At 37.3% G+C, this 26,620-nt stretch carries 27 protein-coding genes; 18 read left to right on the forward strand and 9 right to left on the reverse strand.

The genetic code is table 11. The annotated features are described in order from the left end of the window. Position 1 precedes the first annotated feature (1 nt). The 3 genes from MHB58_RS07255 to proB form a co-directional block, all read right to left on the reverse strand. Positions 2–895 (reverse strand): DMT family transporter, encoded by an 894-nt coding sequence (locus MHB58_RS07255; protein ID WP_008404721.1) that lies wholly within the window; start codon positions 893–895, stop codon positions 2–4. Positions 896–1,022: 127 nt separating this feature from the next. Further along, positions 1,023–2,288 (reverse strand): glutamate-5-semialdehyde dehydrogenase, encoded by a 1,266-nt coding sequence (locus MHB58_RS07260; RefSeq protein WP_008404720.1) that lies wholly within the window; start codon positions 2,286–2,288, stop codon positions 1,023–1,025. Between the two features lie 12 nt (positions 2,289–2,300). Then, positions 2,301–3,383: a glutamate 5-kinase gene (proB, locus tag MHB58_RS07265; RefSeq protein ID WP_039966631.1), complete on the reverse strand. Its 1,083-nt coding sequence runs from the start codon at positions 3,381–3,383 to the stop codon at positions 2,301–2,303. 1,092 nt (positions 3,384–4,475) lie between these two features. Here proB and MHB58_RS07270 point away from each other — a divergent pair. Beyond that, positions 4,476–4,952, forward strand: coding sequence for a sigma-70 family RNA polymerase sigma factor (locus MHB58_RS07270; RefSeq protein ID WP_008408474.1), 477 nt, complete (start codon positions 4,476–4,478; stop codon positions 4,950–4,952). 59 nt (positions 4,953–5,011) lie between these two features. Here MHB58_RS07270 and MHB58_RS07275 read toward each other — a convergent pair whose 3' ends face one another. Then, the gene (locus tag MHB58_RS07275) at positions 5,012–5,404 is read right to left on the reverse strand and encodes a hypothetical protein (protein WP_008408473.1); all 393 of its coding nucleotides are present in this window, start codon (positions 5,402–5,404) and stop codon (positions 5,012–5,014) included. A 360-nt stretch (positions 5,405–5,764) separates the two neighbouring features. Here MHB58_RS07275 and MHB58_RS07280 point away from each other — a divergent pair, with 360 nt between their 5' ends. The 4 genes from MHB58_RS07280 to MHB58_RS07295 all read left to right on the forward strand — a co-directional run bounded on the left by MHB58_RS07280 (position 5,765) and on the right by MHB58_RS07295 (position 7,875). Beyond that, positions 5,765–6,463, forward strand: coding sequence for a Type 1 glutamine amidotransferase-like domain-containing protein (locus MHB58_RS07280; protein WP_340735895.1), 699 nt, complete (start codon positions 5,765–5,767; stop codon positions 6,461–6,463). Positions 6,464–6,513: 50 nt separating this feature from the next. Then, a complete protein-coding gene (locus MHB58_RS07285; protein WP_008408470.1) occupies positions 6,514–7,038 on the forward strand; it encodes an AAA family ATPase in 525 nt (174 codons plus the stop codon). A gap of 72 nt (positions 7,039–7,110) precedes the next feature. After that, complete coding sequence (locus MHB58_RS07290; RefSeq protein WP_340734917.1) at positions 7,111–7,461, forward strand: hypothetical protein; 351 nt, start codon at positions 7,111–7,113, stop codon at positions 7,459–7,461. A 60-nt stretch (positions 7,462–7,521) separates the two neighbouring features. Further along, entirely contained in the window at positions 7,522–7,875 is a 354-nt protein-coding gene (locus MHB58_RS07295; RefSeq protein ID WP_008408468.1) for a hypothetical protein, read from the forward strand. A 77-nt stretch (positions 7,876–7,952) separates the two neighbouring features. Here MHB58_RS07295 and MHB58_RS07300 read toward each other — a convergent pair whose 3' ends face one another. Further along, positions 7,953–10,127, reverse strand: coding sequence for a DNA topoisomerase III (locus tag MHB58_RS07300; protein WP_340734918.1), 2,175 nt, complete (start codon positions 10,125–10,127; stop codon positions 7,953–7,955). 383 nt (positions 10,128–10,510) lie between these two features. Here MHB58_RS07300 and MHB58_RS07305 point away from each other — a divergent pair, with 383 nt between their 5' ends. The 6 genes from MHB58_RS07305 (at position 10,511) to MHB58_RS07330 (ending at position 15,618) form a co-directional block, all read left to right on the forward strand. Then, on the forward strand, positions 10,511–11,872 hold the full coding sequence (locus MHB58_RS07305) for an aspartate kinase (RefSeq protein ID WP_340734919.1): 1,362 nt from the start codon (positions 10,511–10,513) through the stop codon (positions 11,870–11,872). 117 nt (positions 11,873–11,989) lie between these two features. Then, complete coding sequence (locus MHB58_RS07310) at positions 11,990–12,640, forward strand: DsbA family oxidoreductase (protein ID WP_014824221.1); 651 nt, start codon at positions 11,990–11,992, stop codon at positions 12,638–12,640. Between the two features lie 30 nt (positions 12,641–12,670). Beyond that, positions 12,671–14,449 (forward strand): glycerophosphodiester phosphodiesterase, encoded by a 1,779-nt coding sequence (locus tag MHB58_RS07315; RefSeq protein ID WP_340734920.1) that lies wholly within the window; start codon positions 12,671–12,673, stop codon positions 14,447–14,449. 10 nt (positions 14,450–14,459) lie between these two features. Beyond that, a complete protein-coding gene (locus MHB58_RS07320; RefSeq protein WP_014824219.1) occupies positions 14,460–14,990 on the forward strand; it encodes a tubby C-terminal domain-like protein in 531 nt (176 codons plus the stop codon). Between the two features lie 13 nt (positions 14,991–15,003). Next, complete coding sequence (locus MHB58_RS07325) at positions 15,004–15,258, forward strand: thymidylate synthase (RefSeq protein ID WP_340734921.1); 255 nt, start codon at positions 15,004–15,006, stop codon at positions 15,256–15,258. A gap of 102 nt (positions 15,259–15,360) precedes the next feature. Continuing rightward, entirely contained in the window at positions 15,361–15,618 is a 258-nt protein-coding gene (locus MHB58_RS07330; protein ID WP_340734922.1) for a hypothetical protein, read from the forward strand. A gap of 53 nt (positions 15,619–15,671) precedes the next feature. Here MHB58_RS07330 and MHB58_RS07335 read toward each other — a convergent pair whose 3' ends face one another. Further along, positions 15,672–15,863: a hypothetical protein gene (locus MHB58_RS07335; RefSeq protein ID WP_008408460.1), complete on the reverse strand. Its 192-nt coding sequence runs from the start codon at positions 15,861–15,863 to the stop codon at positions 15,672–15,674. A gap of 157 nt (positions 15,864–16,020) precedes the next feature. On the opposite strand from MHB58_RS07335, the gene MHB58_RS07340 reads away from it, so the two are divergent. Beyond that, positions 16,021–18,237: a YcdB/YcdC domain-containing protein gene (locus MHB58_RS07340; RefSeq protein WP_340734923.1), complete on the forward strand. Its 2,217-nt coding sequence runs from the start codon at positions 16,021–16,023 to the stop codon at positions 18,235–18,237. 232 nt (positions 18,238–18,469) lie between these two features. Further along, the gene (locus MHB58_RS07345) at positions 18,470–18,898 is read left to right on the forward strand and encodes a hypothetical protein (protein ID WP_008408458.1); all 429 of its coding nucleotides are present in this window, start codon (positions 18,470–18,472) and stop codon (positions 18,896–18,898) included. 140 nt (positions 18,899–19,038) lie between these two features. Here the strand turns inward: MHB58_RS07345 and MHB58_RS07350 are convergent, their stop codons facing one another. Then, entirely contained in the window at positions 19,039–20,385 is a 1,347-nt protein-coding gene (locus tag MHB58_RS07350; protein ID WP_014824216.1) for an MATE family efflux transporter, read from the reverse strand. Positions 20,386–20,706: 321 nt separating this feature from the next. On the opposite strand from MHB58_RS07350, the gene MHB58_RS07355 reads away from it, so the two are divergent. Further along, positions 20,707–21,282, forward strand: a complete 576-nt coding sequence (locus tag MHB58_RS07355; RefSeq protein WP_014824215.1) for a 3D domain-containing protein — start codon at positions 20,707–20,709, stop codon at positions 21,280–21,282. A gap of 263 nt (positions 21,283–21,545) precedes the next feature. Here the strand turns inward: MHB58_RS07355 and MHB58_RS07360 are convergent, their stop codons facing one another. Further along, positions 21,546–21,806, reverse strand: coding sequence for a hypothetical protein (locus tag MHB58_RS07360; RefSeq protein WP_008408455.1), 261 nt, complete (start codon positions 21,804–21,806; stop codon positions 21,546–21,548). Positions 21,807–21,916: 110 nt separating this feature from the next. On the opposite strand from MHB58_RS07360, the gene MHB58_RS07365 reads away from it, so the two are divergent. Further along, the gene (locus MHB58_RS07365) at positions 21,917–22,249 is read left to right on the forward strand and encodes a hypothetical protein (RefSeq protein ID WP_014824214.1); all 333 of its coding nucleotides are present in this window, start codon (positions 21,917–21,919) and stop codon (positions 22,247–22,249) included. 51 nt (positions 22,250–22,300) lie between these two features. Further along, a complete protein-coding gene (locus tag MHB58_RS07370) occupies positions 22,301–22,510 on the forward strand; it encodes a hypothetical protein (RefSeq protein WP_008408453.1) in 210 nt (69 codons plus the stop codon). Positions 22,511–22,729: 219 nt separating this feature from the next. Here the strand turns inward: MHB58_RS07370 and MHB58_RS07375 are convergent, their stop codons facing one another. Beyond that, on the reverse strand, positions 22,730–24,022 hold the full coding sequence (locus tag MHB58_RS07375; protein ID WP_014824213.1) for an MFS transporter: 1,293 nt from the start codon (positions 24,020–24,022) through the stop codon (positions 22,730–22,732). Between the two features lie 190 nt (positions 24,023–24,212). Here MHB58_RS07375 and MHB58_RS07380 point away from each other — a divergent pair, with 190 nt between their 5' ends. After that, positions 24,213–25,463, forward strand: a complete 1,251-nt coding sequence (locus MHB58_RS07380; protein WP_065217144.1) for a helix-turn-helix domain-containing protein — start codon at positions 24,213–24,215, stop codon at positions 25,461–25,463. A 150-nt stretch (positions 25,464–25,613) separates the two neighbouring features. Next, positions 25,614–26,588 (forward strand): alpha/beta hydrolase, encoded by a 975-nt coding sequence (locus MHB58_RS07385; protein ID WP_340734924.1) that lies wholly within the window; start codon positions 25,614–25,616, stop codon positions 26,586–26,588. Positions 26,589–26,620: the final 32 nt, after the last annotated feature.

Here is a 26,620-nt window from a genome sequence, read left to right on the forward strand (position 1 = left end):
TTTATTGTGAACTACTTGTTTTTACCTTGTTTATGGTTTGTTTAGGATAGAAAACGGTGTATAAAATACTTCCAAAAATGAGCACAATTCCAAGCACTTGCAATAAATCTGGTCGGAAGGATAGCAGCAAAGCATCCAATAATATGGCTACTACCGGATCGACAAATACGAGTACTGAAACGATGACAGTAGGGAGGTCTCGAACACTGTCAAAAAATAAATAGTAGACAAATCCCGTATGGATTAAACCTGTACCAAGTATGTAGAGCCAGTTTGTATTCGTTAAACCTTCAAAAGCAGCAAAATCGCAAAATGGGAGCAACAGTATAATCCCGGTAATCGTTTGAATATATGTTAGTGCATAAGATGACATGCCATGAATGGTTTTACTCGTGAACATTGTCAGTGCATAGCAAATGGCCGAAAGAAGCGCCCATATAAATCCTGAATTCATAAATTGCGAAACGCTTGTAAAGCTCTCAATACCGATAATGAGAATGCTGCCGAAAAAGCAAATAGCTGTTGCACAAATTGAACGTAGGCCCATTTTTTCTGCCAAAAACATCGAACCTAAAATTAATACAAATATCGGAGCTAAATTATAAATCGAAATGGCGACTGAAATTGACATAACTTCGAACGCTTTAAATAAAAACACCCAGTTTAAGACAAGAAATATGCCGCAAACGATTGTTTTCATCACTTCGCTTCTATTCCAATCTTCTGTTTTATGACCACCTGTAATCAACCACAATCCGCCTAAAAAGATTGTCGCACATATACAGCGTACAAAAACGAGTTCCACTGCTGGCAATCCGGTTTGTGTTGTAAAGAAGCCGATAGAGCCGAAAATAGCCATGGAAATAGTAAGTTTAAGCATCGAACGTACATTCATATGATGAACCTGCTTTCTTTATCCCGCATTAACGGATAGTAAAATGTATCTGCCTCGAAAGCGTGGGGCACAGGCAAAACTCCGCCTCCAGACAATGATCGAAGTTTCACTTTACAGAAGGTGAATATTAATCACGGATCTGACCGTTGCCATGAATATAATATTTTGTAGATGTTAATGCCGGTAAACCCATTGGGCCTCGTGCATGCAGCTTTTGAGTAGAAATTCCGATTTCAGCGCCATACCCGAATTCAAATCCATCTGTAAAGCGAGTGGACGCATTATGATATACTGCTGCCGCATCAACAGAATTTAAAAAGATATCCGCATTATGACGATCATCCGTGATAATGGCTTCCGAGTGATTTGTTCCGAACAGATTAATGTGATGGACGGCTTCAACTACATCCTCCACTACTTTGACACTTAATGTCAGCGCCAAAAATTCTTCAGCATAATGTGCCTCTGTTGCTTCAATTGCTTCTGGCAGTAAAGCACATACTTTTTTATCGCCATAGATTTTGATTTTAAGTTCATCCTGTAAGTAATGTAAAAATTCTGTACCGTAGTTTTGGAAAAATTTCTGGTGAAGCAATAAACTCTCCGCTGCATTGCACACGGACAAACGATGTGTTTTCGCATTTTTTACAATTGATTTTGCCATTTCAATATTAGCGAATTCATCCAAATAAATATGGCAATTCCCTGCACCGGTTTCGAGGACAGGAACCGTTGATTCACGCACGACCAAATCGATCAGGTTCTTCCCGCCACGCGGAATAAGTACATCCAAGTATTCAGTCAATGTAAATAAAGATTTCGCTGTTTCACGGCTCGTATCTTCAATAAGCAAAACAGCATCTTTCGGATAGCTGACAGCGTCCAATGCCCGGTGAATCGATGCAACGAGTGCAATATTAGAGTGTTTGGCAGATGAGCTGCCTCGTAAAATGACCGCATTACCGGTTTTAATCGAAAGTGTTGCTGCATCAATCGTTACATTCGGGCGTGCTTCATAGATCATGCCGATAACCCCGAGTGGAACACGCTTTTTAATAATTCGCAGACCATTTTCTTTCGTAATCTGTTCGACTACTTCACCTACAGGATCCTCTAATTCTATTAGCTGTAAGATTGCATCGCTCATCGCCTGAATACGGTTTTCATTCAGTAAAATCCGATCTATAGTAGCTTGATCGAGTCCATTCGCTTTACCGGCAGTAATATCTTTGTCGTTTTCTGCCAGCAAAACATCCAAATCGGTAAGAAGCTGCTGTGCAATACTTCTTAATGCTTCATTTTTTTCTGCTGTTGATTTGGTATTTGTTAAATAGCTTGCCTTTTTTGCGCGCTTGCCTTTTTCCACAACTTCGTTTGTTATCGTTTTTGACATAAAATGACCTCCTTAAACTTTGACCCATTGATTCCGGTGAATAACTTCAATCGGGTAATGCATGAGCTCTGTCGTTCTTTTCCCCATTGCTTGCTCCAATTCTGTTGAAGAATAAAGAATTTCTCCACGCCCGATACAATTATGCCGGTCAAAAACTTCTACAACATCACCTTTTTCAAATTGTCCTTCATATGCATAGACACCGGCCGGCAATAAACTTTTTCCGCCAAATTGCAATGCTTGAACTGCACCCTCATCTATAAAAATCTTCCCGGAAGATTTTGAGAGCTGGACCCACTGTTTATTTGTCGGTATATACTTTTCATTGCGTTCAAAATAGGTACCGTCCCCATTATTATCGAGAATATCTGTTAGTTTTGTATGGCCGATACCTGTGCCGATAAAGACTTCGACACCTGTATTGACGGCATAATTGGCTGCAACAAGTTTTGACTGCATCCCGCCGGTACCAACTTTTGAGCTTGAGCCTGAAGCAAATTGAAGCAATTCTTCTGTTACTTTTTCGATACGATCAATACGAACAGCATTTGTGTTTGTTAAAGGATTTGCCGTATAGAGCCCATTCACATCTGTTAGAATAATTAACTGATCTGCGTGAACGAGCCCACTTACTAAAGCGGAAAGCATGTCATTATCACCAAAAGTCAACTCAGCAACAGATACAGTATCATTCTCATTGATAATTGGGATAATTGAACGCTCCAATAGCTCTGTTAATGTTTCATAAGCATTTCTATAGCGCTGTTTATCATTAAAGTCAGAGCGTGTAAGTAAAATTTGGGCGGACGTCACATTATATGTGGCAAATTTATCTGCATAAGTTTGGATTAATATACTTTGGCCGACCGCGGCAGCAGCTTGTTTCCCTTTAAGGGTAATTGGTCGAGAAGGGTAGCCAAGCTTTTTGAAACCTGCCGCTACTGCCCCTGAAGATACTAAAATGACTTCATGACCTGCCTGTTTCATTGTGGCAATGGCGGCAACATGGTCATGAAATTTTTCATGATCAAGCTCACCCTTACTATTTGTTAAAGAACTGCTTCCGATTTTTACTACAACTCGTTTTCTTTCCACCAAAAAATCCCCTTCCATAGAAATATTGAAATTATCCCGCATTAACGGGTAGTTAGACTCCCGCATTTGGGCGGGAGGTCAACTACTCGTAAAAGCCCGATTGGTTCAACTAACAATCAGTGGGGAGGTAAGGATTCCCCACTGATTGAAGTTTCACTTTATCCCGCATTAACGGGTAGTTAGACTCCCGCTTTTGGGCGGGAGGTCAACTACTTGTAAAAGCCCGATTGGTTCAACTAACAATCAGTGGGGAGGTAAGGATACCCCACTGATTGAGTTTCACTTTATCCCGCATTAACGGGTAGTTAGACTCCCGCATTTGGGCGGGAGGTCAACTACTCGTAAAAGCCCGATTGGTTCAACTAACAATCAGTGAGGAGGTAAGGATTCCCCACTGATTGAGTTTCACTTTATCCCGCTTTAACGGGTAGTTAGACTCCCGCATTTGGGCGGGAGGTCAACTACTCGTAAAAGCCCGATTGGTTCAACTAACAATCAGTGGGGGAGGTAAAGATTCCCTACTGATTGAAGTTTCACTTTATCCCGCTTTAATTTATCTGCCCCGAAAGCATAACGGCAGAACACTGATTGAAGTTTCACTTTATTACATTAAAAAAGCACATTTCGATCCTATCGATTAGGACGAAATGTGCTTTTTCCGTGGTACCACCTAAATTGAATGCTAATACTTGCATTCCACTTCATCTCATAACGCTGAGTCTGCGCCTATTTTTCTAGGAGCTGTTGAAGTAGGTTCGGCAGGTTTTGCTATGCCATTCTTTCAGCCTGTGGAATGTGCTCTCTTGTTTAGCCAATTGCTACGTACTCGTCTTCAATATGCCTTTATATTTTCTAATAGCATGCATGATAGCCGGTTTTTTGTCAATATCGTTAAGTCTGATTTATTTGAAAACTATGCGAAAATCTCCTTTTTGTACCGATTTACTTCATAAAAGTGTGAATTTTACGACTATTTTCTATTCAAATGTTATTTTTCATGATAAATCTGTACTTTGTTTCTTTTTCAATTATTTTTTAAATTTGTAGTACCTAGGAATAATCAGTTGTGCACAGCTTAAAGGATTTGGAATCATGCTGGATGTGGAGCAACTTATTTTTGAAAATGAAACATTAATAAAAAAGGTCATTTTTAATCTTAAAATTTATCGAGATATTGATGAATATATGCAAGTAGGGAGGATCGCTTTATGGCAGGCATCGCAAAAATTTGATGAAACAAAAGGGGACTTTGCGATGTTTGCTTACATGAGCGTTAAATATGCAATAATTCGAGCGTTATCCAAAGCCAATCATGTATCTGAGCATGAATTAGCAGTGGAAGAAGACGTAATGATCATTAATTCGCAACAACATCATTTTATTACATCTAATATGGAGTGGCCCGAATGGTTTGAGGAGTTAAATAAAGATGAGCAATTTCTGTTGATCGCGTTGTACGAAAAAGAGCTTTCGGTAAAGGAGTTTGCTGACAAGTATAGGCTGAATTATGAAACAATAAAGAAAAGACGGCAGCGATTATTGTCGAAGTTAAGAGGTTTATTAATATAATTTTAGGGTTTTTGGTATATAAAAAGTGGAAGCTTATGAAGTTTCCACTTTGTAATACTTTATTGAATTATATCCAAAAACGCTGTTCGCTGCTCTTCGGATTGCTGTTCACCATCAACAAGCATTGCCCCCATACGGTAATCTGTTTGTCCTTTTTCAACAACATACTGTAGATTAACAGGCTGTACTTTGTTATCAATGTTGCATTTACCTTTAAATTCTACTACATGCTCCATCATTTTAGTTTGGAAATATTCCCAACGGCTTTCTTCACAATAATTTTTGAGGGCATCTTCTATTGTAATATCGCTATTTTCCATAACGGGTGTAGCATGAATATATGTAATGTAGTCGTTATCAGTTACGGCTTTTTGTGGACCGAAAAAATAAAAAAATACCCCGATTACCCCGATTGGTATGATCCAAAAAATCGTCCGCTTTCTTTTCTCCATAAAATAAATCCTCCTTTTTGTATCATTAGTATAACATTGAAAAGTTCATATTTTCTACATTGGGATAATATTTATCTCGGTGAGGATTATTGTTGGTCGATAACCCTATTATCGTTTTTAGATGGCGTTTGAACATGTATTTCAAATCAACATATCGTTAAAGGAGGAGCTTCCTTCATGACGCTGCTCCAAGTTATTGTTTTGATATCAAAGGGATTATTACGAACTTTATAGAATATGAATGATTAAGTAGTTAAAAGTGACCGAGGAAGGGCTGGGCTGGAGAGAAATGAAGAAAATCTTGAAATCATAAGGATAATGTTTTGAGTGTATATGGACGAAAGGAGTACATAAATGAAAATGAGACAAATAATAGCTATGGGTGGCGGGGGTTTTTCAATGGAACCCGATAACCCGTTATTAGATCACTATATTTTAAAACAAGCGGAGACTGCTAATCCGAAAATCTGTTTCCTTCCTACAGCTAGTGGTGATTCCGAACAATACATATCAAGATTTTATAGTTTTTTTAATGACCAAAATTGTGATCCTTCACATTTATCTTTATTTAACCCACCTTCCCGAGACTTGGAAAGTTTTGTTTTAGAAAAAGACATTTTATATGTAGGTGGTGGAAACACGAAAAACCTTTTGGCTTTGTGGAAGGAATGGGGATTAGACAGTATTTTGCGAAAAGCATGGGAGGAAGGTGTTATTTTAGCTGGGCTGAGTGCAGGAGCAATCTGTTGGTTTGAACAAGGGGTGACGGATTCCTATGGGGATGGACTTGAGCCTATTAACTGTTTGGGGTTTTTAAAGGGAAGTAATTGTCCGCATTACGATGGAGAAACCGAAAGAAGACCTGCATATCATAAACTGATGGAGACCAATAAATTACATTCTAGAATTGCTTTAGATGATGGCGTTGCGATTCATTATAAAGAAAAGGAAATTCATAAAATCGTAAGCTCAAGACCAAATGCCAAGGCGTACAGTGTGTCTCTGGAAAAGGGCATTACAGAGAGGGAACTCCATGCAGAATATTTGGGTTCTGAATAGTTTAATTTTGACGAGTGAATAAAATTCCGATAAAAGCGAGTTGTTTAAGTATGTTTTTTGTACAAATGTCCGGGTTCCCGGGGTCTGGAAAGTCGACGCTTTCTCGACAGATTGCCAAGAGAACAGGGGCAGTCATAATAGATCATGATATTGTAAAATCTGCGTTACTGAAGTCGCTGGAGGAAATTTCGATCGATGAAAAACTTGTTGGTAAAATGGCCTACAATGTAGATTGGTCTTTAGTGGAATTTCACTTATCCCAAGGACAAAATGTCTTGTTGGATAGTCCATGCCTTTATCAGGAAATGGTAGATCGAGGCATCGAGTTGTCAAAAAAGTACAAAACCACATACAAATACGTGGAGTGTTATCTGAATGATTTTCAAGAAATTAATAATAGATTGAAAAGCCGAAATAGGATGGTTAGTCAAATTGAAGTAGCCAGCTCAGAAGAAACATTTAAATTTACCATTGAAAATAGTAAGAAACCAAATGAAGGTTTATACATCGTTGTAAATACTAAGCAACCTTTAGAGAGATACATAGATCAGGTAATCCGTTTTATTAAGGAGTAAGCCATACTCTGCATATTGTTTTTTTATTTAAGGAAATTGTAAGTGGAAAAGAGTAAAAAAGGGGGATTTTAAATGAAAAGCAAAATGTTAATCCTTTTGTTTAGTGTTGCTCTTTTATCTGGCTGCATACAAAAAGATTATGTGTTTTTTGGTGAAAGTGAAAATTGGAGAGTTCAATATGTAGTGACTGATGATAATAGCTGCAATTCTACTAAAGGCTATATAAAATACCTAAATAATGATCCGCTGCCTGAGCAATTGGAGTTTAGTGTGGATAATAAAGAAGGGGCCTCCATCTCTTTAGATGAAAATGGAATGTTTTTTATGCCTTACGGCTGTTCGAATGCAACGGAAGGATCAGAACTTAAAGCGACAATAAAGTGGAACAGTCAATCAGAAACAATCCAATTACAATTAAAATGATAAATGGTTTTTTTTAAGGCAAAGTGTTTTATAAACTATATATTAGTAGGAGGTTCTATTATGAAGCAGTCGACTTATTTAATGGGAGCAGTACTGTTGGGTTTATCTGTTGTAATATCTGCTTTTATATTAAGTAATTTAACGAACTTACCGAATTCCGATATAGATTCACAATATGTCAATAGTTCAATACCAGATTTGATGACAATCACTCAACTGGCTGACTACCTTCAAATAAGCGAACAATCAATTGAAATCATTATATCGAATGATGATTCGTTAAGAGAGGGGTTAAGCAGCTATGATACTTATCAGTTCATCCCCTATGTATTGCTCGATAATCAGAAAAGATTTATGAAAACAGAAATAGATGCGTGGTTAAAATACAGGAATGATAACAGGTTAAATTATTGATTAAGAGATAAGAAATTACCCCGAAAGTTAAATGTTCGACACTAACTTTCGGGGGGATATCTTTTAAAGGAAGTTGATTACTTAGTATTTGTAAACTTAAAACTTGTCTTTCGTTCCTTCTCATCCCAAATGAGGTGGGCGTTGAAGATTTTACCGCCTCTTTTAAATCCTTTGATCAAGTCTGTTTCACCGGAAGCCAAAAGTTTCTTCAAATTCGTTTGCGTAATTGTTTTTCCGAGAATTTTTTTGGAAACCGAGAATTTACAGTTGGCTTTCTTATAATTCGAACAACCGTAAAAAGTACCATGGTCGACAATGGATCCATCACAAAGGATGCATTTACCGACAACCGTTTTTACTTTGTTATACTTTTTCGTATATGGATTGTTTTCGGTAATTTTCTCCACATCATTTTGGTTGAATGCCCACTCTTTTTCACGTTCGCCTGCATCTACTATCAATTTATCGGCCAGTTTTTTCACCTGTTCCATAAATACTTGCGGGGAAGCGTTCCCTTCACCAATTTCAGAAAGGCGCTGCTCCCATTTAGCTGTCATTGAAGCGGACGTTAAAATGCTTTCACCTAGTGCTTCAATGAGCAGCATTCCTTTCGTCGTTGCAAACACTTGGTTTTTCTTCACTTCGATATAATTCCGGTCTTTCAGTGTACCAATAATTCCGGCACGTGTAGCTTCCGTCCCTAAGCCTTCCGTTTTCGATAAAACCTTTTCCAGTTCCGCATCTTCCAAATGCTTGCCCGCTGTTTTCATAACTGTAATTAAATTACCTTCCGAATAGCGGTTTGGCGGTTGGGTTTCTCCTTTTTTTACATTTGCCTTCACGACAGTCCCTTGCTCATTTTCTTGCAGAAGAGGGAGCAGTTCATCTTTGTCAGCACTATCTTTCGAATGATGAATGACTTTGCGCCAACCTTCCTCCAGCAATACTTTTCCTTTAGAAATAAACTCAGCACGATTATCGACAAGTGAGTGAATCGTTGTATAGGAGAATACGGCATTATTGTAATGTGCCGCAATGACTTGTCTTGCAACTAAATCATAAATCTTTGCTTCCTCGGCACTGAGCTTTCCCATATTCGGAACTTGTTCTGTAATAATAATGGCATGGTGATCGGTTACCTTTTTTTCATTCACGAACCGTTTATTGTTCATAAGTGAAGTTGTCGGTGGAGGCAACAGATTTTTGTATTGATCTAACTTACCTAGCTGTCCGAGAATGGCCGGCAATGTTTTTGCTTCCTCATTCGTTAAAAATTGGGAATCCGATCTAGGATAGGAAACGACACCTTTTAAATAAAGCTTCTGTAAAATATCGAGCGTCATTTGCGGTGAAAATTTAAACGCTCTGTTTGCTGTTGCCTGTAGTGCAGACAGATTGAACAAAAGAGGTGGCGCATATTCCTTCGTTTCCTTTTTGATATTCTTAATTTCTACGTTTTTATTGATGCAAAAATTGGCGGCAGCAATTGCTTGGCGTTCCTCTAGAAGCCTTGTCACGCTATTTTTATGCCATTTCGCTTTTAGTATCTTGCCGTTAAAATTAAATTCCGCTTCCACTTCCCAAAACGGTTCAGGTTTAAAGTTTGCAATCTCATGCTCTCGTTTTACAATGAGTGCTAGTGTAGGTGTTTGAACTCGTCCAATGGAAAATACATCCTTTACTCCATTTCGTTTAAGCAGCACTGTGTACAATCTCGATGTATTAATCCCGATTAGCCAATCTGCACAGGAACGGCTTAGTGCTTCAAAATAAATATTTCTCGTTTTTTCTTCCGGTAGTAAGTTTGCAAATCCGTTTTTCACCGCATTTTCCGTTAGAGATGATATCCATAAACGTTTCATTGGTTTATTCACGCCGCAAACTTTTAAAATGGTCCTTATAATAAGTTCACCTTCGCGCCCTGCATCCCCGCCGATGATAATTTCCCTTATATCCGGTCTTTTCACGAGTGTCTTAATGATATTAAATTGCTTGTATTTTGTTTTCGTTACTTTATACTCGAAACGTTCTGGAATGATCGGCAATGTTTCCAACGTCCATTTTTTCCAGGAAGCGTTGTATTCTTCCGGGGCCTTCAATTCACAAAGATGACCGATTGCCCATGTTATAAGAGCACCTTCCGGAAAATATGTGTTTGGCTTTACTTCAAAATAACCAGCCTTTTTAGTAAATGAAAATGGGGCAGCCAGTTTTGCAGCCTGGTCTGGTTTTTCTGCAATTACTATTTTCATATATCCTTCTCCTACTAATAATAATTACAACTTCTTTTCTAATAATTATAGATTAATTTGCAGTAGAATGGGGGAACAAACATTTTTTCATTGCTAGGGATTGACGGGAAGGTTGTTTAACTATTGTGACACTTCATTTGCCTAACAAATTATATTTATTTTTTATTGTAAAAATGTTATAAAATTGAACAAATAAATATCATTTTATATAAAAATCTCATATAATATATTGACAAAATGACGAATTATTCGTATTTTGACAAATAGATTAATGAATTTACTGAATAGTCTTGACTGAAATAGGATAAATTTGTACACTGTGTAAAGTCAAATGTTTTTTCGGTGAGTACAAATATCAATTTTGAGAGTAAGGATATGATGAGATGATAGTATGTAAATTTGGCGGCACATCTGTCGCGAGTGCAGAACAAATCAAAAAAGTAGCAAGCATTGTGAAGTCTAATCCTGAAAGAAAGATTGTCGCTGTTTCTGCGCCTGGTAAGCGTTCAAGTGATGATATTAAAGTGACGGATTTATTAATAGATTTAGCAAACACCGTGATTAATAAAGGCGATGTTGAAGCAAAAATTAAAGCTGTTGTAAATCGTTACCGTAATATTGCTGAAGATCTTGGTTTAGACAATACAATTTCAGATATTATTGAGCAAGATATACGCGGGCGTGTGACAGAAAATTGGTCAGACAAAGACTTATTCTTAGATAATATGAAAGCAAGCGGTGAAGATAACAATGCAAAACTAATTGCGTGTTATTTTAATGCAATTGGCATGCCCGCAAAATATATAAGTCCAAAAGATAAACTAATTTTAAATGACTTCCCGGAACGTACGTATGCATTGCCAGAAGCATACGAAAACTTAAGTGTATTGAAAAATACAGAGGAGATTATTGTTTTCCCGGGATTCTTCGGATATACAAAATCAGGCGTATTACGTACATTTGACCGTGGCGGATCTGATATTACTGGTTCGATCTTGGCATCAGCTGTTGGTGCTGAGCTATATGAAAACTTTACGGATGTGGACTGTGTGTTCGCTGCTAACCCTAAAGTCGTAAACGATCCAGTCGATATTAAGGAAATTACTTATCGCGAAATGCGTGAGCTATCGTATGCCGGTTTTTCCGTGTTCCATGATGAAGCATTAATGCCAGTCTATAAACAAGGTATTCCGGTCAATATTAAAAACACAAATAACCCCTCAGCATCTGGGACGTTAATTTTACCGACTCGTCCGGCAACGAATCGCCCGGTTACAGGGATTTCGGCGGATAGTGGTTTTTCAATTCTATATGTATCAAAATATTTAATGAATCGAGAAGTTGGCTTTGGCCGCAAGCTACTTCAAATTATTGAAGAGGAAAACATTTCTTATGAGCATACACCATCTGGTTTAGACGATATTTCAGTTATTATGCGTTCTAGCCAGCTGTCACCTGAAATTGAAGCGCGAATTGTAAAGCGCGTTAAGGAGGAACTATGTGCAGATGATGTTCAATTCAGCCATAATTTTTCTATGATTGTCATTGTCGGGGAAGGCATGCGCCATAATACAGGGTTGGCAGCACGTGCAGCCACTGCGATTTCTGCAACAGGAGCGAATATTGAGATGATTAATCAAGGTTCTTCGGAAGTTAGTCTTGTATTTGGCGTTCGTTCGGAATATGAAGATCAAATATTAAAGGGACTTTATGAAGAGTTTTTTGCAACAATTACTTCATTTTAGATATTATTTAGTCGAATCCATGTCGGGTTCGGCTTTTTTCTTTGGATTTTTGGGTATTGTAATAAAAAACCCATAGAATAGAGGGATATAATTACATAATTATTAGGGGGAGACAATATGAAAATAGAGATTTTTTCTGATTTTGCTTGTCCGTTTTGTTATATCGCTAAAACGAAGTTATTTCAAGCTATCGAACAATTAAATTTAGGTGAAGAAACGGAAGTCGTTTACAGAGCGTTTGAAATAAGCCCTGCCGCTTCAAAAACGGAAACGTTATCTTATGTGGATTCCATTTTTAAAAAGAAAAATAATGACCTCCGTAAAACAGAGGAGTTCATGGAAGCGTTGCAAATGCATGCCCAGGATGTAGGAGTCGTATTCAACTTTGATAAGATAGTTCTCGCCAATACGAAAAATGCGCATCGCTTAACTAAGCTTGCAAAACTCTATGAAAAAGAACTGGAGTTTGTAGATGTTGTAATGAAAAATTATTTTGCGGAAGGTCTTAATTTAAATGACACTGAATCACTTCTGACCATTTGCGAACAGATTGGCATCGATCGGAGCATGGCACAAAAAATAATAAAAGAAGAACAATTCACAGAAGAGTTAGTGCTGGATCGATATGAAGCACAGCAACTTCAAATAAAGATTATCCCTTTTTTCGTATTTGAAGACCATTACGGAATTAGAGGGGTGGAGCCAATGGAAGTATTTACAAATACTTTGCTTCAAACAAAGGAATATATTAAGAAAAACCAAAAATAGAGATAGAATTGACTAGTCGGAGGAAGCCTTGTGGACAGAATTAAACGCGTTATTCAACTGATTTTCAGAAATCTATATTATTATCGAGTCGATTATATACGGACGTTTGCGATATTACGGATTGTGCAGGCATTCATTTTACTGCCTATCATCTGGCTGATTACCGCAGTTGTCATGGATATAACCGGAGTACAGGTAATTACGCAAGATAGTATCCTTTATTTACTGACAAATCCGTTTGCGTTATTTGGAATAGGAATTATTTTATTTATCGGAATTGTATTCATCTATTATGAATTAGGATTTTTAATACTATTGGCATACTATCAGCAGCGTGGAATTCCATATACATGGAAAGAGCTTTTAAAACGGTTAAATCAGAAGGTTGTCTATTTTATCAGCTTGCAGACATTATTGATTGCAGTTTACTTACTATTATTGATTCCACTTATTTCATCATTTTTGCCAGTTTCGTTGATTCAAAATATAAATATACCAAGCTTTATTATAGACGAACTTTTAAATTCTCGTAATGGTACGTTTCTATATGTTGTGCTAATAATTATATTGAGTTTTATAGGCTTACGTTTCATTTTTACATGGCCGTTTTTTACGGTTTATCAAGAGGTTTCAATAGTTGAAGCATTAAAGATGAGCTGGCAGTTTTCAAAAAGAAAACTAGTTGAGACGGTTGGGATGATCGGGGTTATTGTCATCGTCAATTTAACGCTTTTGTTGTTCGCGTTATTTATCGTATTGACACCGCTCTTTATCATTGAAAGATTTAAGCCGAGCTGGGGACTTGTCACTGCAAGTTTTACAATGACACTTGCACAGGGCGTCATCATCCTGTTCTTCACAATATTGCAGGTTTTGTTTACTCAGCTAATCGTTATGGTGGCATTCCAGTTAACACGCCATAAACCGTTAATCATACAGGAAGAGCCATTTAGACTAACAATTCGTCAGTGGTCCTTTCTAATTGCTGTATATGCGTTTTTCCTTGTGAGCGGTATTAATTATATCAATTTGGGAAAAACGATTTACGAACCGGACACAAATATTGTTTCCCATCGTGGCTTTATGGATGGCGGTGTGGAAAATACATTGAGTGCGATTGAAGCGGCTAAAGAAGCAGATGCGGATTTAGTGGAAATCGATATCCAGCAAACGAAGGACGGGGAATTTGTCGTCTATCATGATAAAACTTTATCACGTTTGTCAGGGGAAGATGATATCATTTATGATTTAACGCTAAATGAATTAGTCACAACAACCGTTTTGGCGGATGGATTCAGTGACACGATCGCTTCATTTGAGGAAGTGCTTGAAATGAGTCATGATTTAAATATAAAATTGCTTATTGAGCTGAAAACTCATGGTTTTGAAACTGAGGACTTTTTACAGCGCTTTGTTGATCTGCTTGATGAATATGATGCCTTGGATTATCATTATGTTCAATCACCTGATTTACCGACAATGGAGCTGCTTGAAGAACTGGAACCCCGTGTTCATACTGGGCATGTGTATTCCATCGCATACGGCAAGTTACCAGAATCAAATGCCGACTTTATTTCGGTGGAGCAGTCTTTTGCTACGAAAAATATCCAGCAGCAAGTAGTGGATCGTAATATGGAGTTGTTCGTCTGGACAATTAATGATGAGTCGGATATGCAGAAATTTTACGAGAAAAATGTAAATGGTGTCATTACCGACCATCCTGATGAGGCACTTTCGATACGGGAAAAATTTGATGAAAAGCAAAATTTTTTACAACGGATACTCAATAAAATTAAGATTATTTATTAAGGGGAAATCAATGCAGACTTATACGTACGAAGTATTAGGAAATATAAAATCAACGGAACAACAGCCTGTTTACAATGAAGCGGGGGAGCAAATCCTAAAAGTTCAGCGTATTTATGATAACGGTTTGAAAAAACTGCTGGACGGCTATTTCGATCACCGCTATTTTTTGAAATATGCGGTGCTTGGTAATGATGGACAATCATTATTCGAAGTGAAGAAAATCTTCAGACGCGGAAAAGTGTGGTTTGAAGGAAAGGATCTTGTTTTAAACGAAAAATATATCATTAATTATGAGAACTGGCGTATTGGCGTTCCCGAACTGTTTATATCAAGCGATAAATTTAAGATGAAAATTGATAAAGAAATGGAAGACTGGTCCAACTTTATTATAAATGACGAGGTTATCGCAAGGTGGCTTGCTGTTTATAATGAACAATCGGATATGTTTTCGGTTAAGCTGGTAGTATGGGAAGAAGCACCGGTACAGGACCCGGCGTTTTATATCGCCATTGCGCAGGCGACACTATTCATAGGGGTATAGGAGAGTAAAAAAGATGAATGTAGTATTTGTATTAACAGAAACGGCTGAAGAAGTTTTGCAGATGGTCAGTAATGATGTTGCGGGACTGCTAGCTGCTGTAAAAGGCGAAAGTGTTTCATTTCCATTTGGCAACTATCAGTATGACAGCCATACACTTGATCATTATTTACTGGGAAATGGTACATATCAGCAAGAGCTTGTCATTTATTTAAAGCCAGAGCAGAAAAATAATGAAACGATTTTGCCATTACCAAAAATGCAGGATTAACGTAGTTGACTGCATTAATTAGATTCATGTCCCTCCTAAATAAAGGGAATTAAATTCACTTGTCGAATGTAATGTTGAATACATATTGGCAGGTGAATTTTTTTGCGGCAGCTAAATTTATTTGAACTGGAGTTTGAACAGCATCAGCCGAAGTTTCAATTGATGGACACTGTAAAAATAATCTTAATCGATGAACAATTGGATAGTGAAACGTATCATTATCGCAAATTTTATGAAGCCCATATCATCAATAAAGCAGGGGAAATAACAAACATTCATATAAGTCCAGCCGGAGTCGTTACCTATGAAGTGGATATATTCGGAGCAAAATATTATTTGCTTGAAGAGGAACTGATTTAAAAATGATATAGGTAAAGGAAAAATCCCGAGTACTCATGCGGTACTCGGGATTTTTATTTATTTTTCCGTTCAAGTTTCATACCGATAATGCGGATGACGATGCCGATTAGGATAAACACCCATCCGATGCCGATAAATACATAATTCAATGTTTGGTTAGTGTTAGGTAGGATGCCAAACAAACCTAAACAAACGACAATAATGCCGGAAAATGATACAAGCATTCCTGCTGTTACAATATTCACGAACTTCACCTCTGAAAGATTCTAACATGACTTACTATTGAACACAATGTATAGTATTTTCCTGGAAAAAAGTAATAATTTTGTAAAATGTACAATATATTGAAACTATTGCCAATAATTAGGCGTATAATAGATAGAAACAAAGGAGGAATTGAATATGAAAAAATGGACAACCGCTTTAGGCATGTCGATTGTTTCTTTAGGATTGCTTGCCAGTCCTGCTCTTGCAGAGGCTTCTGTCAATCCGAAAGAAGAAAGGGTACCCATCTATGTTGCGATGACAGATGAAAGTGTAACAAAAGAACAGTTGATTAAAATTTTAAAAACGAAATTACCGGAGATGTTTGCTACATACTCTGATAGTGATTTCCAAATGACTTCTATGAGTTATCATTATGCTGATGATTTAACTACACGTTATGAATTAATGTTCCAGAAAAAGGTCAATAAACAGATGGAAAGCGGCAGTGTTTCATTCAGATCGGACAACCTAGAAATTGAGCATTTATATTTCAGTCCTGCAAGTGTGAAGGATGCTTTATTCCCAGGTAAAATAACTGAAGAACAAGGACGTAAAATTGCAGAAGATTTCGTTAAAAAGGTGGCCTCTTCATCCAATTACGTGATATCAACTGAAACACCTAGTTATTTCAGCCGTCTAATTACTGAGCCGATCACGTACAATTACAGCTTCACTTCAACCGAAAAAAATATTCCAATCCAGGATCAGTCAATGATAGTAAGTGTACTTGGCGATGGTAAAATCCAATATTTCACACAAATGAGTCCTGATCAAAAACGCATGTCGTTTGAAGAGACGACAAATGTTGTTACAAAAGAAGCAGCGTTAGAAAAAATGAAAGATCAACTAAATTTAACTTTGCAATACACGGTTGATTATTCCTTAACATCTTCCAAGCCTGCTGTTAAACTTGTTTACTTGCCAGCCCCAAATGTAATTGGTTTACATGCGACTTCTAATAAATGGGCAACTACAACAGGCAAAGTGGATTCGTTAAATGGCAAAGTAGCATTACAACCGCTTGCGCCAAACCAATTAAAAGAACCATCACCAATTACAATTGAAGACGCGAAAGAAATTGCAAAACAGTTAGTAGCAAGCCAGGGAAATACAACAAAATTCACAATTGATCATGCCTATGAACATGAAATGAATGATCAAGCCGTAATCAGTGTTTCCTATTCTTACCGCTACCGAAACGGCTCGTTCGGTTCATCAATCGAATTCAATAAAAACACTGGGGAACTTATCTCTTACTCTGACTTCTATAGTCCACTCCCGCTAGAAGATGATGAAACGGAAAATACAGTTCCAAGACTGGATAAAGATAAGGTCCTCGCAGCAGCGAAAAAATATGTGAAGGAGCTTGCTCCAACATCCGTACATGAATATGCGAAGGCACATACAGATCCGGTTTATGATAAGGAATCAAAAGTGCATTATGTGAATTTCCCACGAATTAAAAATGGACTGATTGTAAATGGTGACAGTCTATCGGTAACAATTGATGACGAAGGGAAATTGAAATCATTCTATCGCTATCCATTGGATATTGAGGAATGGCCAGATGCATCAGCAACAGTTTCAGGCGAAGAGGCAAAGAAACTATTTGCAGATGCACTGGATGTTAAACTTGTTTACCACCGTCTGCAAAATGAAGACGGTAAATACGAGCTTGTATATGTCCCGACAGTAAAGGGACAAGAGTACTACCAAATCGATGCCAACAGTGGCGAGATTGTCAGTCCGTATGTACAAACTGAAAAAGCGAAAGTAACTCACCCGACTGCCGAAAAGGAACTGAATTATTTAATTCAGGCTGGTGCAATTGAAGTGAAGGATCCGAAAACTTTCAATGCGGATACGGCCATTTCACAAGGGCAGGCGCTTCAAACTATCATTAAGTCCATCACTTATTTCTATGAGGATTATTATGCATATCGTCCGGAGCAGCCACCAGTTTCATTCGATGAAATCAATCCGGATCATCCGTATTATAATGTAGTGGAAACTGCAACACGTCTAGGCATTTTAAATCCGCTGGAAGATGAATTAAACATCGACCAAAAAGTAACAAATGAGCAATTAGCCGTTTGGTATATCCGAACACTAGGTCTTGAACAAGCGGCAAAGCATGCGGACATCTATCAGTTAACGATAAAAGATGCGGCTGATGTTGATCCGGAAAAAATCGGATATGTTGCAATTTCGCATGTCTTAGGACTTCAAGGTGCGGAACAATCGATGTTCTTACCGAAAAAAGAAGTAACATATGCACAGCTTGCAAAATCTATTATTGAACTTGCATATGAAATAGCAGAAAAACGCAATAGCGGTTCGTATTACTACTAACCTTTATAATGGTTTTAAACTCGTGAAGTTTCTTAAGACTCCACGGGTTTTTTTTATTTTTTTTCATAAAATAAGGAATATACGTTCTCTTTTGTGCAATAGTTAGTGGTTTAACTGTACCGACTTGTGATAAAATAATTTAAAGTGCTAAACTGAAAAAAATCGCGATAATTTTTTTGAAACGTTGTAAGATAGTACAAGTAACGAATCAATAATGGAAGTTGGGAAAAAAATGCAAAAAAATAAATACCGAATTCATAGTAATGTTCTGTTTGAAATTGCACAAAGCCGTTCATTCACAGAAAAGGATAATATCGAGGAACGTTTTGATGAAGAGGGAAAAATCAAATTATTAAGTGACCGTGCTGGAGCGGATTTATCACTATCGATTGTAAAAACTGAAGATGGGATCGCTTATTCAGTAAAATGGGATGACTCGGAAGAAGTTTTCAAAGGTTGGAACATGGCTTGGGAAGAATTTATTTGGTGCTTAGGTGTTGTCAACAAACCACTTGAAGAAGCGGCGAAAAAAGCTGCAGAAGAAGCGAAACGTCGTGCTGCTGAAGAAGCATTGCTAGCAGAAGAAAATGCAGAACTTGAAGAAGCTGTAGCAGAAGAAGCATCAACTGAAGAAGCTTCGGCTGAAGAATCATCTAAATAATAATGTGAAACGCCTTCTCAATAAAATTGAAGAAGGCGTTTTGATTACGCCATACAATAGTGAGAAGCCGATAATTTAAATGGATTACAAATAAAAAAACATCCATCTCCTCACAAGGGAATATGGATGTTTCAATATATCTATTTATCAGAACTAACAATGGCATAGCGTTCCCATTTCCGACTGCGCCAGCGGAAAATAACGAGTACTGCGCGGATCCATTCATCACATGCAATAGCAAGCCATACACCGACAAGGCCTAAGTCAAGAACGAAGACGAATAAATAACCTAGGGATAAACCGATAACGATCATGGAAATAAAACCAATACGGACAGGATAAGCGGCATCCCCTGAAGCACGCAAAGAGTTAATGATCGTAATGTTAATCGTACGTCCTGTCTCCAGTAAAATACTTAATAATAGTACGCTCGCCCCGATTTGAATAATTTCTTCATTGTCAGTAAAGATGCGCATGAACGGTTCTCTAAAGAGGATGATAATTGCGACCATGGACAATGTAAAAATTAAAGCCGATTTTACACCAAACCATACTTTACTATAGGCAAGTTCTTTCTCGCCTGCTCCGACATACCGGCCGACTAAAATAGCTGTCGCCATCCCGATTGCCATTGCAAAAAGATAAGTAAACATCGAGATATTCACGGCATACTGACGGGCAGATAATGCCTCGGCTCCAATAAATGTTACATAATAGAGAAGGACAATTTGATTGGTCTGGTAGAGCACCTGCTCAAGGGCAGACGGAATTCCGATTTTCAATATTTTTGAAATATAGTTTTTGGACAATCTATAGTAATCTGCCCATTCAATACGAACCTCCAACGCCTGGTATAAAAGCCAGAAAAATACAACTGATGCCAGGACACGACTAACAACAGAAGATATTGCTGCACCTTCCACGCCAAGTTCCGGCATTCCAAATTTACCAAAGATTAAAATATAGTTTAAAACAACGTGTACAATATTCATTGCAAGCGACACGTACATCGTTTGCTTCGTCCAGCCTTGGACACGAATAATTGAAGACATGGAAGTAATTAAAGCCTGAACGAATATAAAGCCTCCAACAATGACCAAATAGCTCTGCGCTGCTTCCAATACAGCACCTTGCAGGTTCATCATCTTCATTAGAACATCGGAAAATAATATAAATAACCCACTAATGACTAAACCGACGAGTAAATTGAGTGTTACCGATAAAGCTGCGATTTGGGATGCTTCAGCAATTAGGCGGGAACCTAAATATTGAGAAACGACAATGGATGCACCCGTACCGATTACCCCTAATAATAAAATTGCAATTTGAATATATTGATTGGCTGTTCCAACGCCTGCTACTGCATCATCCGATACAGCACTTAACATAAATGTATCCGCTAACCCCATCAGCATAAATAGGAACAACTCTAAAAATAATGGCCAAGTTAACTTAAATAAACTCAATTCTTTCGTGCTATTTTCCAATCAGTTCACTCTTTCTATTGTTTAAATCAAAACAAAAAATATATTAGCATAAATTGTTACTATAGGATAGTTTTTTACTCACCGCTCAAAAGAAAGTAAAAAGTCATGAAAAAATGTTAATATATGGTTCTATTATATGCGAATAATAAAGTTATTCAGATATTTGTAATATATTCTCGACATATTTCGACTATTTGTTATCGAATTGTAATATTGACGGCATGAACATGTCATCTCACTGAAACATTGAGAGGTTATGCTAGGTCATGTTGAATCAAAAAGATTTTTCACGACACTTTCTCTGGAGGGAAATATTCAAGTATGATCAAGAAAATAGTAGCATTTATTGCGGTTATGGTCGCAAGCACATTCATTTTTGCAGGAACGTCAGAGGCAGCTTCACATACAATTAAAAAAGGCGAGAATTTAACATTGCTTGCGAAGAAATACGATACATCAGTAAAAGAACTTATGGCATTGAATGATTTAAAGACTACAAAAGTACAAATTAAACAAGTCCTTAAGTTACCAAGCCATATTAAAAATAAGCCGGCAGCAAAGAAAGCGACAATAAAAAAATCAGCCACACATCCTTCTAATGTAAAAAAGACAATTAAGATGTCATCAACGGCTTACACAGCTAACTGCAAAGGCTGTTCTGGTATTACGAAAACCGGGTTGAATTTACGTAAAAATCCTAGTTTGAAGGTTATTGCCGTAGATCCGAAAATCATTCCACTTGGCTCTAAAGTATGGGTGGAAGGCTATGGAATTGCCGTTGCGGGTGATGTTGGCAGTGCCATTAAAGGAAAGAAAATTGATATTTTTATGAGTAAAAAATCGACAGCTAAAAATTGGGGTCGAAAAACAGTCACGGTTAAACTTTTAAAATCATAAAACAAAGCCTATTGCGATGAAACTTACTTTTCGCAATAGGTTTTTTTTATTTTAAGTTATAATATAAAAAGATTTTGCGGAAGGAATGGATCTGAAATGTTTTTTTATGAGACAACTTGCCGGTATTGCCGGAAGCCATTCAAGTTGATGGAAGGTACAAAAAAATATAATCAATATAAAGTAAACCGACAAGCAAGCATCAGTTGTGATGATTGTGAACGGCGGATCGAAGCAGATTCAAGAAAATATTTGTTTAATCGGGATTAGGGTTTGCCCATCATTTTTCTTATTTGCCGAAGTTCCCGAATTAATTTATCGATTTCATCTTGCATTTGCTTAAAATCAGATTCGCTGCCATAGGAAGCCGAAGCCTGCTGTCCGTTTTGCTCCTCAAGCAGCTTTAATGAAATTCCTGCAGAAATCATAGACAATACATCGCCAATCGTTGTAACAGCAGCACCTGCATAGGCAAGCCTGGCTGCGATTACTTCTAAAGAGGGTGTAGAATCCGAACCATTATTCAATTATATTCCTCCTATTCATAGGCAGATGCCTTTACCATATGTATATACGCCTAAAAAATTTTCATTACAGGATCATTGCGTTAAGAACGAAATAAAAGGAGTTGGTAGTCATGGATGGCAAAAAAGTAGAAATTGAATGCAGAAACTGTCACGAAAGGATGACGATCGATTTTTCTACAGATCATTTTTCTTCGGAAATCCAAATATTTAATGGAAAAAAACAACAGAAAAGGACTTATATTAAGGAATGTCCGCATTGCCAAACAATTAACTCCGTCACGAGTGATAAAAAAGAGGAATGGGGCGGTAGGAAAGGACCAAATATAAAACTTTTTATGTTTTCTGGTTTATTCGGCTGCTTAGGATTTATCGTTATTGGTTTCCTTTTACTTTATTTTGCTTTTAAAGGTTTCGGTTTTTTGGTCGATTGGTTATTTAATTAAGGAAATGATAAATTTTCATGCTATAATAAATAGCTTGTGGAGGTGTAGTTAATGTCAAAGAAATGGACAATCCATTCGATTCGCGAATATGTAGAAAAGAATACAGATACAAAATTAATATCAACAGAATTTAAAGGGTTTTCGCAAAAATTAGATTTCCAATGTGCTTGTGGGAACACATTCCAAAAACCTTGGAAAAAATTCAAAGAAAACAAACAGCAAAAATGTGAAGTGTGCCAGCCACCGAAAGAATCACGCTAATGAAATAAACGGTATACAAATACGTAAAAACGCTGTCTAGCAAAAAACTAGTCAGCGTTTTTGACTGTTGCTTCGTTCATTATGAATGGTTAACAATTGTCAGATTTAATTTATCAGTTATAAATGTACAGAAACTTTGAACGTATATCAAACTAATATAGGCTCCAATTTAATAAAAAAGGAGCTAATTCAGAAAATTAGCCCTAGTTCTATATTATATTATTCGGTTACAGGTTCTGTTTCTAATTTCGCCTTTTTCAGTTCAGGATGAGCCATTTCCAATATAGAGGGGCGCAATAATAATAGTACAATACCAATTAGGATCAGCCCGCTGACGATTAAAATATATTGGGCTGGAATGAACTCGTATAAAATCCCGAATACAAGTGTTCCGACAGGCATGGCACTCATCGCCATCATTTCGATAATTCCAAAAACCCGCCCCCGGTATTCTTCTTCAATAGAAGTTTGCATCAATACGCCAAGCGGGGTATTTGTAATAACCCCCAATGCTCCAAATAAAAACATAATAATTAAATAATAAATGAAATTCATCAATGCTGAAAATGTTACAATGAGCGGCAGTGACGATAAAATGACAACAATAGAAGAGGCGAACACGGACCGTTTAACTGTCAGTAAAGGAAATTTGACGGTTGCTCTTGATGCGAAATAAATGGATGTAATTAAAATTCCGACTGCACCTCCAGCCTCTGTAAAACCGATGTATTTTGGATCTAAATTCAAAATCGTCAATAAAATATAATCCCCGCCAACATTGATTGCTGTGAAAAATAAGTTTAACCAAAGTGCTGTCCATAAAATCGCTTTAATAATCGGCTTTGTATTGACATAGCGGAAGCCGGCTTTGAAACTTTCGAACATCGATTCTTTTTCAGCATTATCATTTATTGTTTCCTTCTTATATAGTATAAAATTCATTGTTGATTCCAGCATTAATGTCATTACAGCAGCGCAGATAAAGATAATAAGGAACATTTCCATCGATACAAAACCAAATAACATCCCGCCGAAGATCGGTCCGCCAATTCCTGAAATAGAATAGGACAACTGATTAAAGCTCATCGCCTTTTGCAGTCGAGCTTCATCGACCAGATTGGCAATCGATGCGGAAAACGCTACACCGGAAAAAGTACCGAAAATACTATTGAACACCGTTGCAATATAAATCGCCATTAAAGATAATCCGAATTCATGCGTGTAGAGCAATAAGCCGCTTATTGTCAGGATGACCCCGGTTTGCCCACCGAGCACAAGCCATTTCCTTGGGAAACGATCCCCTAAGAGACCTGCAATCGGTGACATGATTGTGCGCGGCAAGTAGCTTAAAATAATATTTGTCGCAAAACTGAGCGAAGAGCCTGTCATCGATAAAATATACATACTGATTCCAAAGCTGTAAATATGTGACCCAAGTGCACCAATCATTTTACTTACTAGAAACGTGTATAAATGATACGTTGCTTTTTTCAATTTCTGTTGTTCATTCATAAACAAACCCCTTTGTTTAATTTAATTAAACTTATTATATGGCGGAGTTTTTTTAATTGCAATACAAAAGTTTAATTTAATTAAAATAATTTTTCTTTTTTATATTAAAATTCTAATTGAATGTTTAATTAGGTTAAAATATTCGCCTTTTATATGATTTTTGGTAAACTGTATGTAATGAGGTGACGACGTGTTAAATATTGGTGCAAAAATAAAAGAACTAAGAAAAGAACGTAAAATGACGCTTGCCCAAGTAGCGGGGGACCGAATAACAAAAGGGATGCTCAGCCTTATTGAAAACGGGAAGGCACAGCCGTCAATGGAGAGCCTTCAGCATATTGCGAAACAGCTCGACATTGATGTGTCCGAGCTCATGCAAACCGAAAATCATCAGCAAATGAAAGAATTATACCGTGATGTTGAAATAAAACGTTTAGCTCTAAATAAAGAGCATGATGATAAAAAAATAAACGAAAAAGTTCTCGAACTGTATCATCTAATTCATCCATTTCATGAAAATGGCAGCCTTAAGGGGGCAACTTTTGAGGAAGTACGCATTTACGAAGTGTATTTGACAATGCGCTACTTTGCGAAAATGGATTTATCGGAAAAGCCATTCGTCAAGCTTGTCAGAATGTATGAACAAGTACATGGCTATTCGAAAATATTGAAGATTTTTGGTCGCATGGGAAACATTAAGTTTCTGGAAAATAATTATGCGGAAGGTCTGCACTATTTACACGAAGGGGAAAAGTATATCGAAAAATACGGAGATTTGATTGATGATCTTGAAAAACTCGATCTATACTATAATATTACGGTTTCATATGCAGCGCTAAATGATGATGTTCAAATGGAAAAGTATTTGGAAATAGCATTAAAATTAGCAAAAGAGAAAAAAATCGTATATCGGTTAAATGATTTTTACCGCTTTTTATTTTTCATTCACTGTTCAAAAGAAGAAGGGGAAAAAGCTTCTTATTATTTAAAAAAAATTCGGGCATTCGCAGAAATTATGGAAGATCCGAATGAAACGCTCATGGAGCAGCTAGTTACGCTTCTATATATAAATCAAATTGAAAAAGATTATGAAAAAACGGTTGCGACCAGATTTGAAACTAATTTTGCTTTAGAAGGCGTTTCCTACAGCGCGGATATTTTCTTTAATGGGCAATATGGTTATGCCTACTACATGCTTGAACGGTATGAAGAGGCATTGCAAACTTTGAAAGACATCGAAATAGTAGAATACAATCAGCACCCTATTGATTTATCGATGATGTACCGGGCGTTTGCTGTAAGGGCATTATGTTATTTTAAACTAGGGGACAAAGAAAACGCCAAACGTGATATCCTATATGCAATGGATGGTGTGAAAGATTTGAAAGTCACAAAAGAAATCCAGTTCATCATCGATGCGTATGAAGAAATAAAGAAGTAATCGAAGACACGGATAATCTTAGAGATTATCCGTGTTTTTCTGCTATAAATACAAGTTTTACATAAATTATTTTTGATTAAGTTCTAATTATTTTTCGGGACGAATAGATTGGTAGGGTGAGTTTAATTTTAGTGACATGGAGGAATGAAGATGATTAAACGAGTAAATCCAGAATTTTTAGTCGGTTTAGAAGCATTTACGGACTTTGATTTTAAAGTAGAACACTTGGCAGCAATGCGTGAAGGTATGGCACAAGCGGTACAATCTTTAACAAGCACTGAAACAGTGAATATTATCAATAAAACTATTACTGGCATTGATGATAATGAAATTCGCGTTCGTATTTATAAACCAGCCCACCAAGATCAAGAATTACCGGTTTTACTGTGGATTCATGGCGGGGGTTATATATTAGGTTCCATCGAAGACAATGATCATCTTTGTGTACAAGTTGTAGAAACAGCAAACTGTGTCGTTGTTTCCGTTGATTACCGTTTAGCTCCGGAACATCCTTATCCTGCACCGCTTGAAGATTGCTATAGTGCTCTTGCATGGATTGCGGATAATGCAGCAGCACTTCAAATCGATAAGAACCGTATTGGCGTAGCGGGGGCAAGTGCCGGCGGTGGTTTGACAGCGGGTTTAACATTGCTTGCGCGTGACCGTGAGTATCCGTCAATTTGTTTCCAAATGCCGCTTTATCCGATGATTAATGACAGCAACGATACGCCTTCTGCCAACGAGATTACAAAAGGTATGGTGTGGAATCAAACAACGAATGATTTTGGCTGGAAATGCTATTTAGGCGAATTGCACGGACATGATGAAGTACCGATTTATGCTGCACCGGCACGAGCTGAGGATTACCGTAACCTTCCCTATACGTATACATGTGTAGGTCAGCTGGATCCTTTCCGTGACGAAACAATTACGTATGTATCTAAATTGGCACAAGCAGGTGTTGATGTGGAATTCCACTTATATCCTGGCGCATACCATGGTTTTGAATCACTGAATCCTCAGTCAGAACTTGCTCGGAATGTGATTAAAGAATATGTAAATGCAGTTAAAGTAGGCTTTGACCGCGTGAAAGCAAGTGCTGAGCAAGTGGAAGAAGTGAAATAAATTCATTGTTTTTTAATAGACAAGTGCCCGGT

This window comes from Solibacillus sp. FSL K6-1554 (assembly GCF_038005185.1).
In the GTDB taxonomy this organism is placed as follows: Bacteria; Bacillota; Bacilli; order Bacillales_A; family Planococcaceae; genus Solibacillus; species Solibacillus silvestris.

What these genes read in the sequence shown, in the direction of transcription:
- MHB58_RS07255 (WP_008404721.1), bottom strand. Translation starts at nt 895, where the DNA reads ATGAATGTACGTTCGATGCTTAAACTTACTATTTCCATGGCTATTTTC.
- MHB58_RS07260 (WP_008404720.1), bottom strand. Translation starts at nt 2,288, where the DNA reads ATGTCAAAAACGATAACAAACGAAGTTGTGGAAAAAGGCAAGCGCGCA.
- MHB58_RS07270 (WP_008408474.1), top strand. Translation starts at nt 4,476, where the DNA reads ATGCTGGATGTGGAGCAACTTATTTTTGAAAATGAAACATTAATAAAA.
- MHB58_RS07275 (WP_008408473.1), bottom strand. Translation starts at nt 5,404, where the DNA reads ATGGAGAAAAGAAAGCGGACGATTTTTTGGATCATACCAATCGGGGTA.
- MHB58_RS07280 (WP_340735895.1), top strand. Translation starts at nt 5,765, where the DNA reads ATGAGACAAATAATAGCTATGGGTGGCGGGGGTTTTTCAATGGAACCC.
- MHB58_RS07285 (WP_008408470.1), top strand. Translation starts at nt 6,514, where the DNA reads ATGTTTTTTGTACAAATGTCCGGGTTCCCGGGGTCTGGAAAGTCGACG.
- MHB58_RS07290 (WP_340734917.1), top strand. Translation starts at nt 7,111, where the DNA reads ATGAAAAGCAAAATGTTAATCCTTTTGTTTAGTGTTGCTCTTTTATCT.
- MHB58_RS07295 (WP_008408468.1), top strand. Translation starts at nt 7,522, where the DNA reads ATGAAGCAGTCGACTTATTTAATGGGAGCAGTACTGTTGGGTTTATCT.
- MHB58_RS07300 (WP_340734918.1), bottom strand. Translation starts at nt 10,127, where the DNA reads ATGAAAATAGTAATTGCAGAAAAACCAGACCAGGCTGCAAAACTGGCT.
- MHB58_RS07305 (WP_340734919.1), top strand. Translation starts at nt 10,511, where the DNA reads ATGATAGTATGTAAATTTGGCGGCACATCTGTCGCGAGTGCAGAACAA.
- MHB58_RS07310 (WP_014824221.1), top strand. Translation starts at nt 11,990, where the DNA reads ATGAAAATAGAGATTTTTTCTGATTTTGCTTGTCCGTTTTGTTATATC.
- MHB58_RS07320 (WP_014824219.1), top strand. Translation starts at nt 14,460, where the DNA reads ATGCAGACTTATACGTACGAAGTATTAGGAAATATAAAATCAACGGAA.
- MHB58_RS07325 (WP_340734921.1), top strand. Translation starts at nt 15,004, where the DNA reads ATGAATGTAGTATTTGTATTAACAGAAACGGCTGAAGAAGTTTTGCAG.
- MHB58_RS07340 (WP_340734923.1), top strand. Translation starts at nt 16,021, where the DNA reads ATGAAAAAATGGACAACCGCTTTAGGCATGTCGATTGTTTCTTTAGGA.
- MHB58_RS07345 (WP_008408458.1), top strand. Translation starts at nt 18,470, where the DNA reads ATGCAAAAAAATAAATACCGAATTCATAGTAATGTTCTGTTTGAAATT.
- MHB58_RS07355 (WP_014824215.1), top strand. Translation starts at nt 20,707, where the DNA reads ATGATCAAGAAAATAGTAGCATTTATTGCGGTTATGGTCGCAAGCACA.
- MHB58_RS07365 (WP_014824214.1), top strand. Translation starts at nt 21,917, where the DNA reads ATGGATGGCAAAAAAGTAGAAATTGAATGCAGAAACTGTCACGAAAGG.
- MHB58_RS07370 (WP_008408453.1), top strand. Translation starts at nt 22,301, where the DNA reads ATGTCAAAGAAATGGACAATCCATTCGATTCGCGAATATGTAGAAAAG.
- MHB58_RS07375 (WP_014824213.1), bottom strand. Translation starts at nt 24,022, where the DNA reads ATGAATGAACAACAGAAATTGAAAAAAGCAACGTATCATTTATACACG.
- MHB58_RS07385 (WP_340734924.1), top strand. Translation starts at nt 25,614, where the DNA reads ATGATTAAACGAGTAAATCCAGAATTTTTAGTCGGTTTAGAAGCATTT.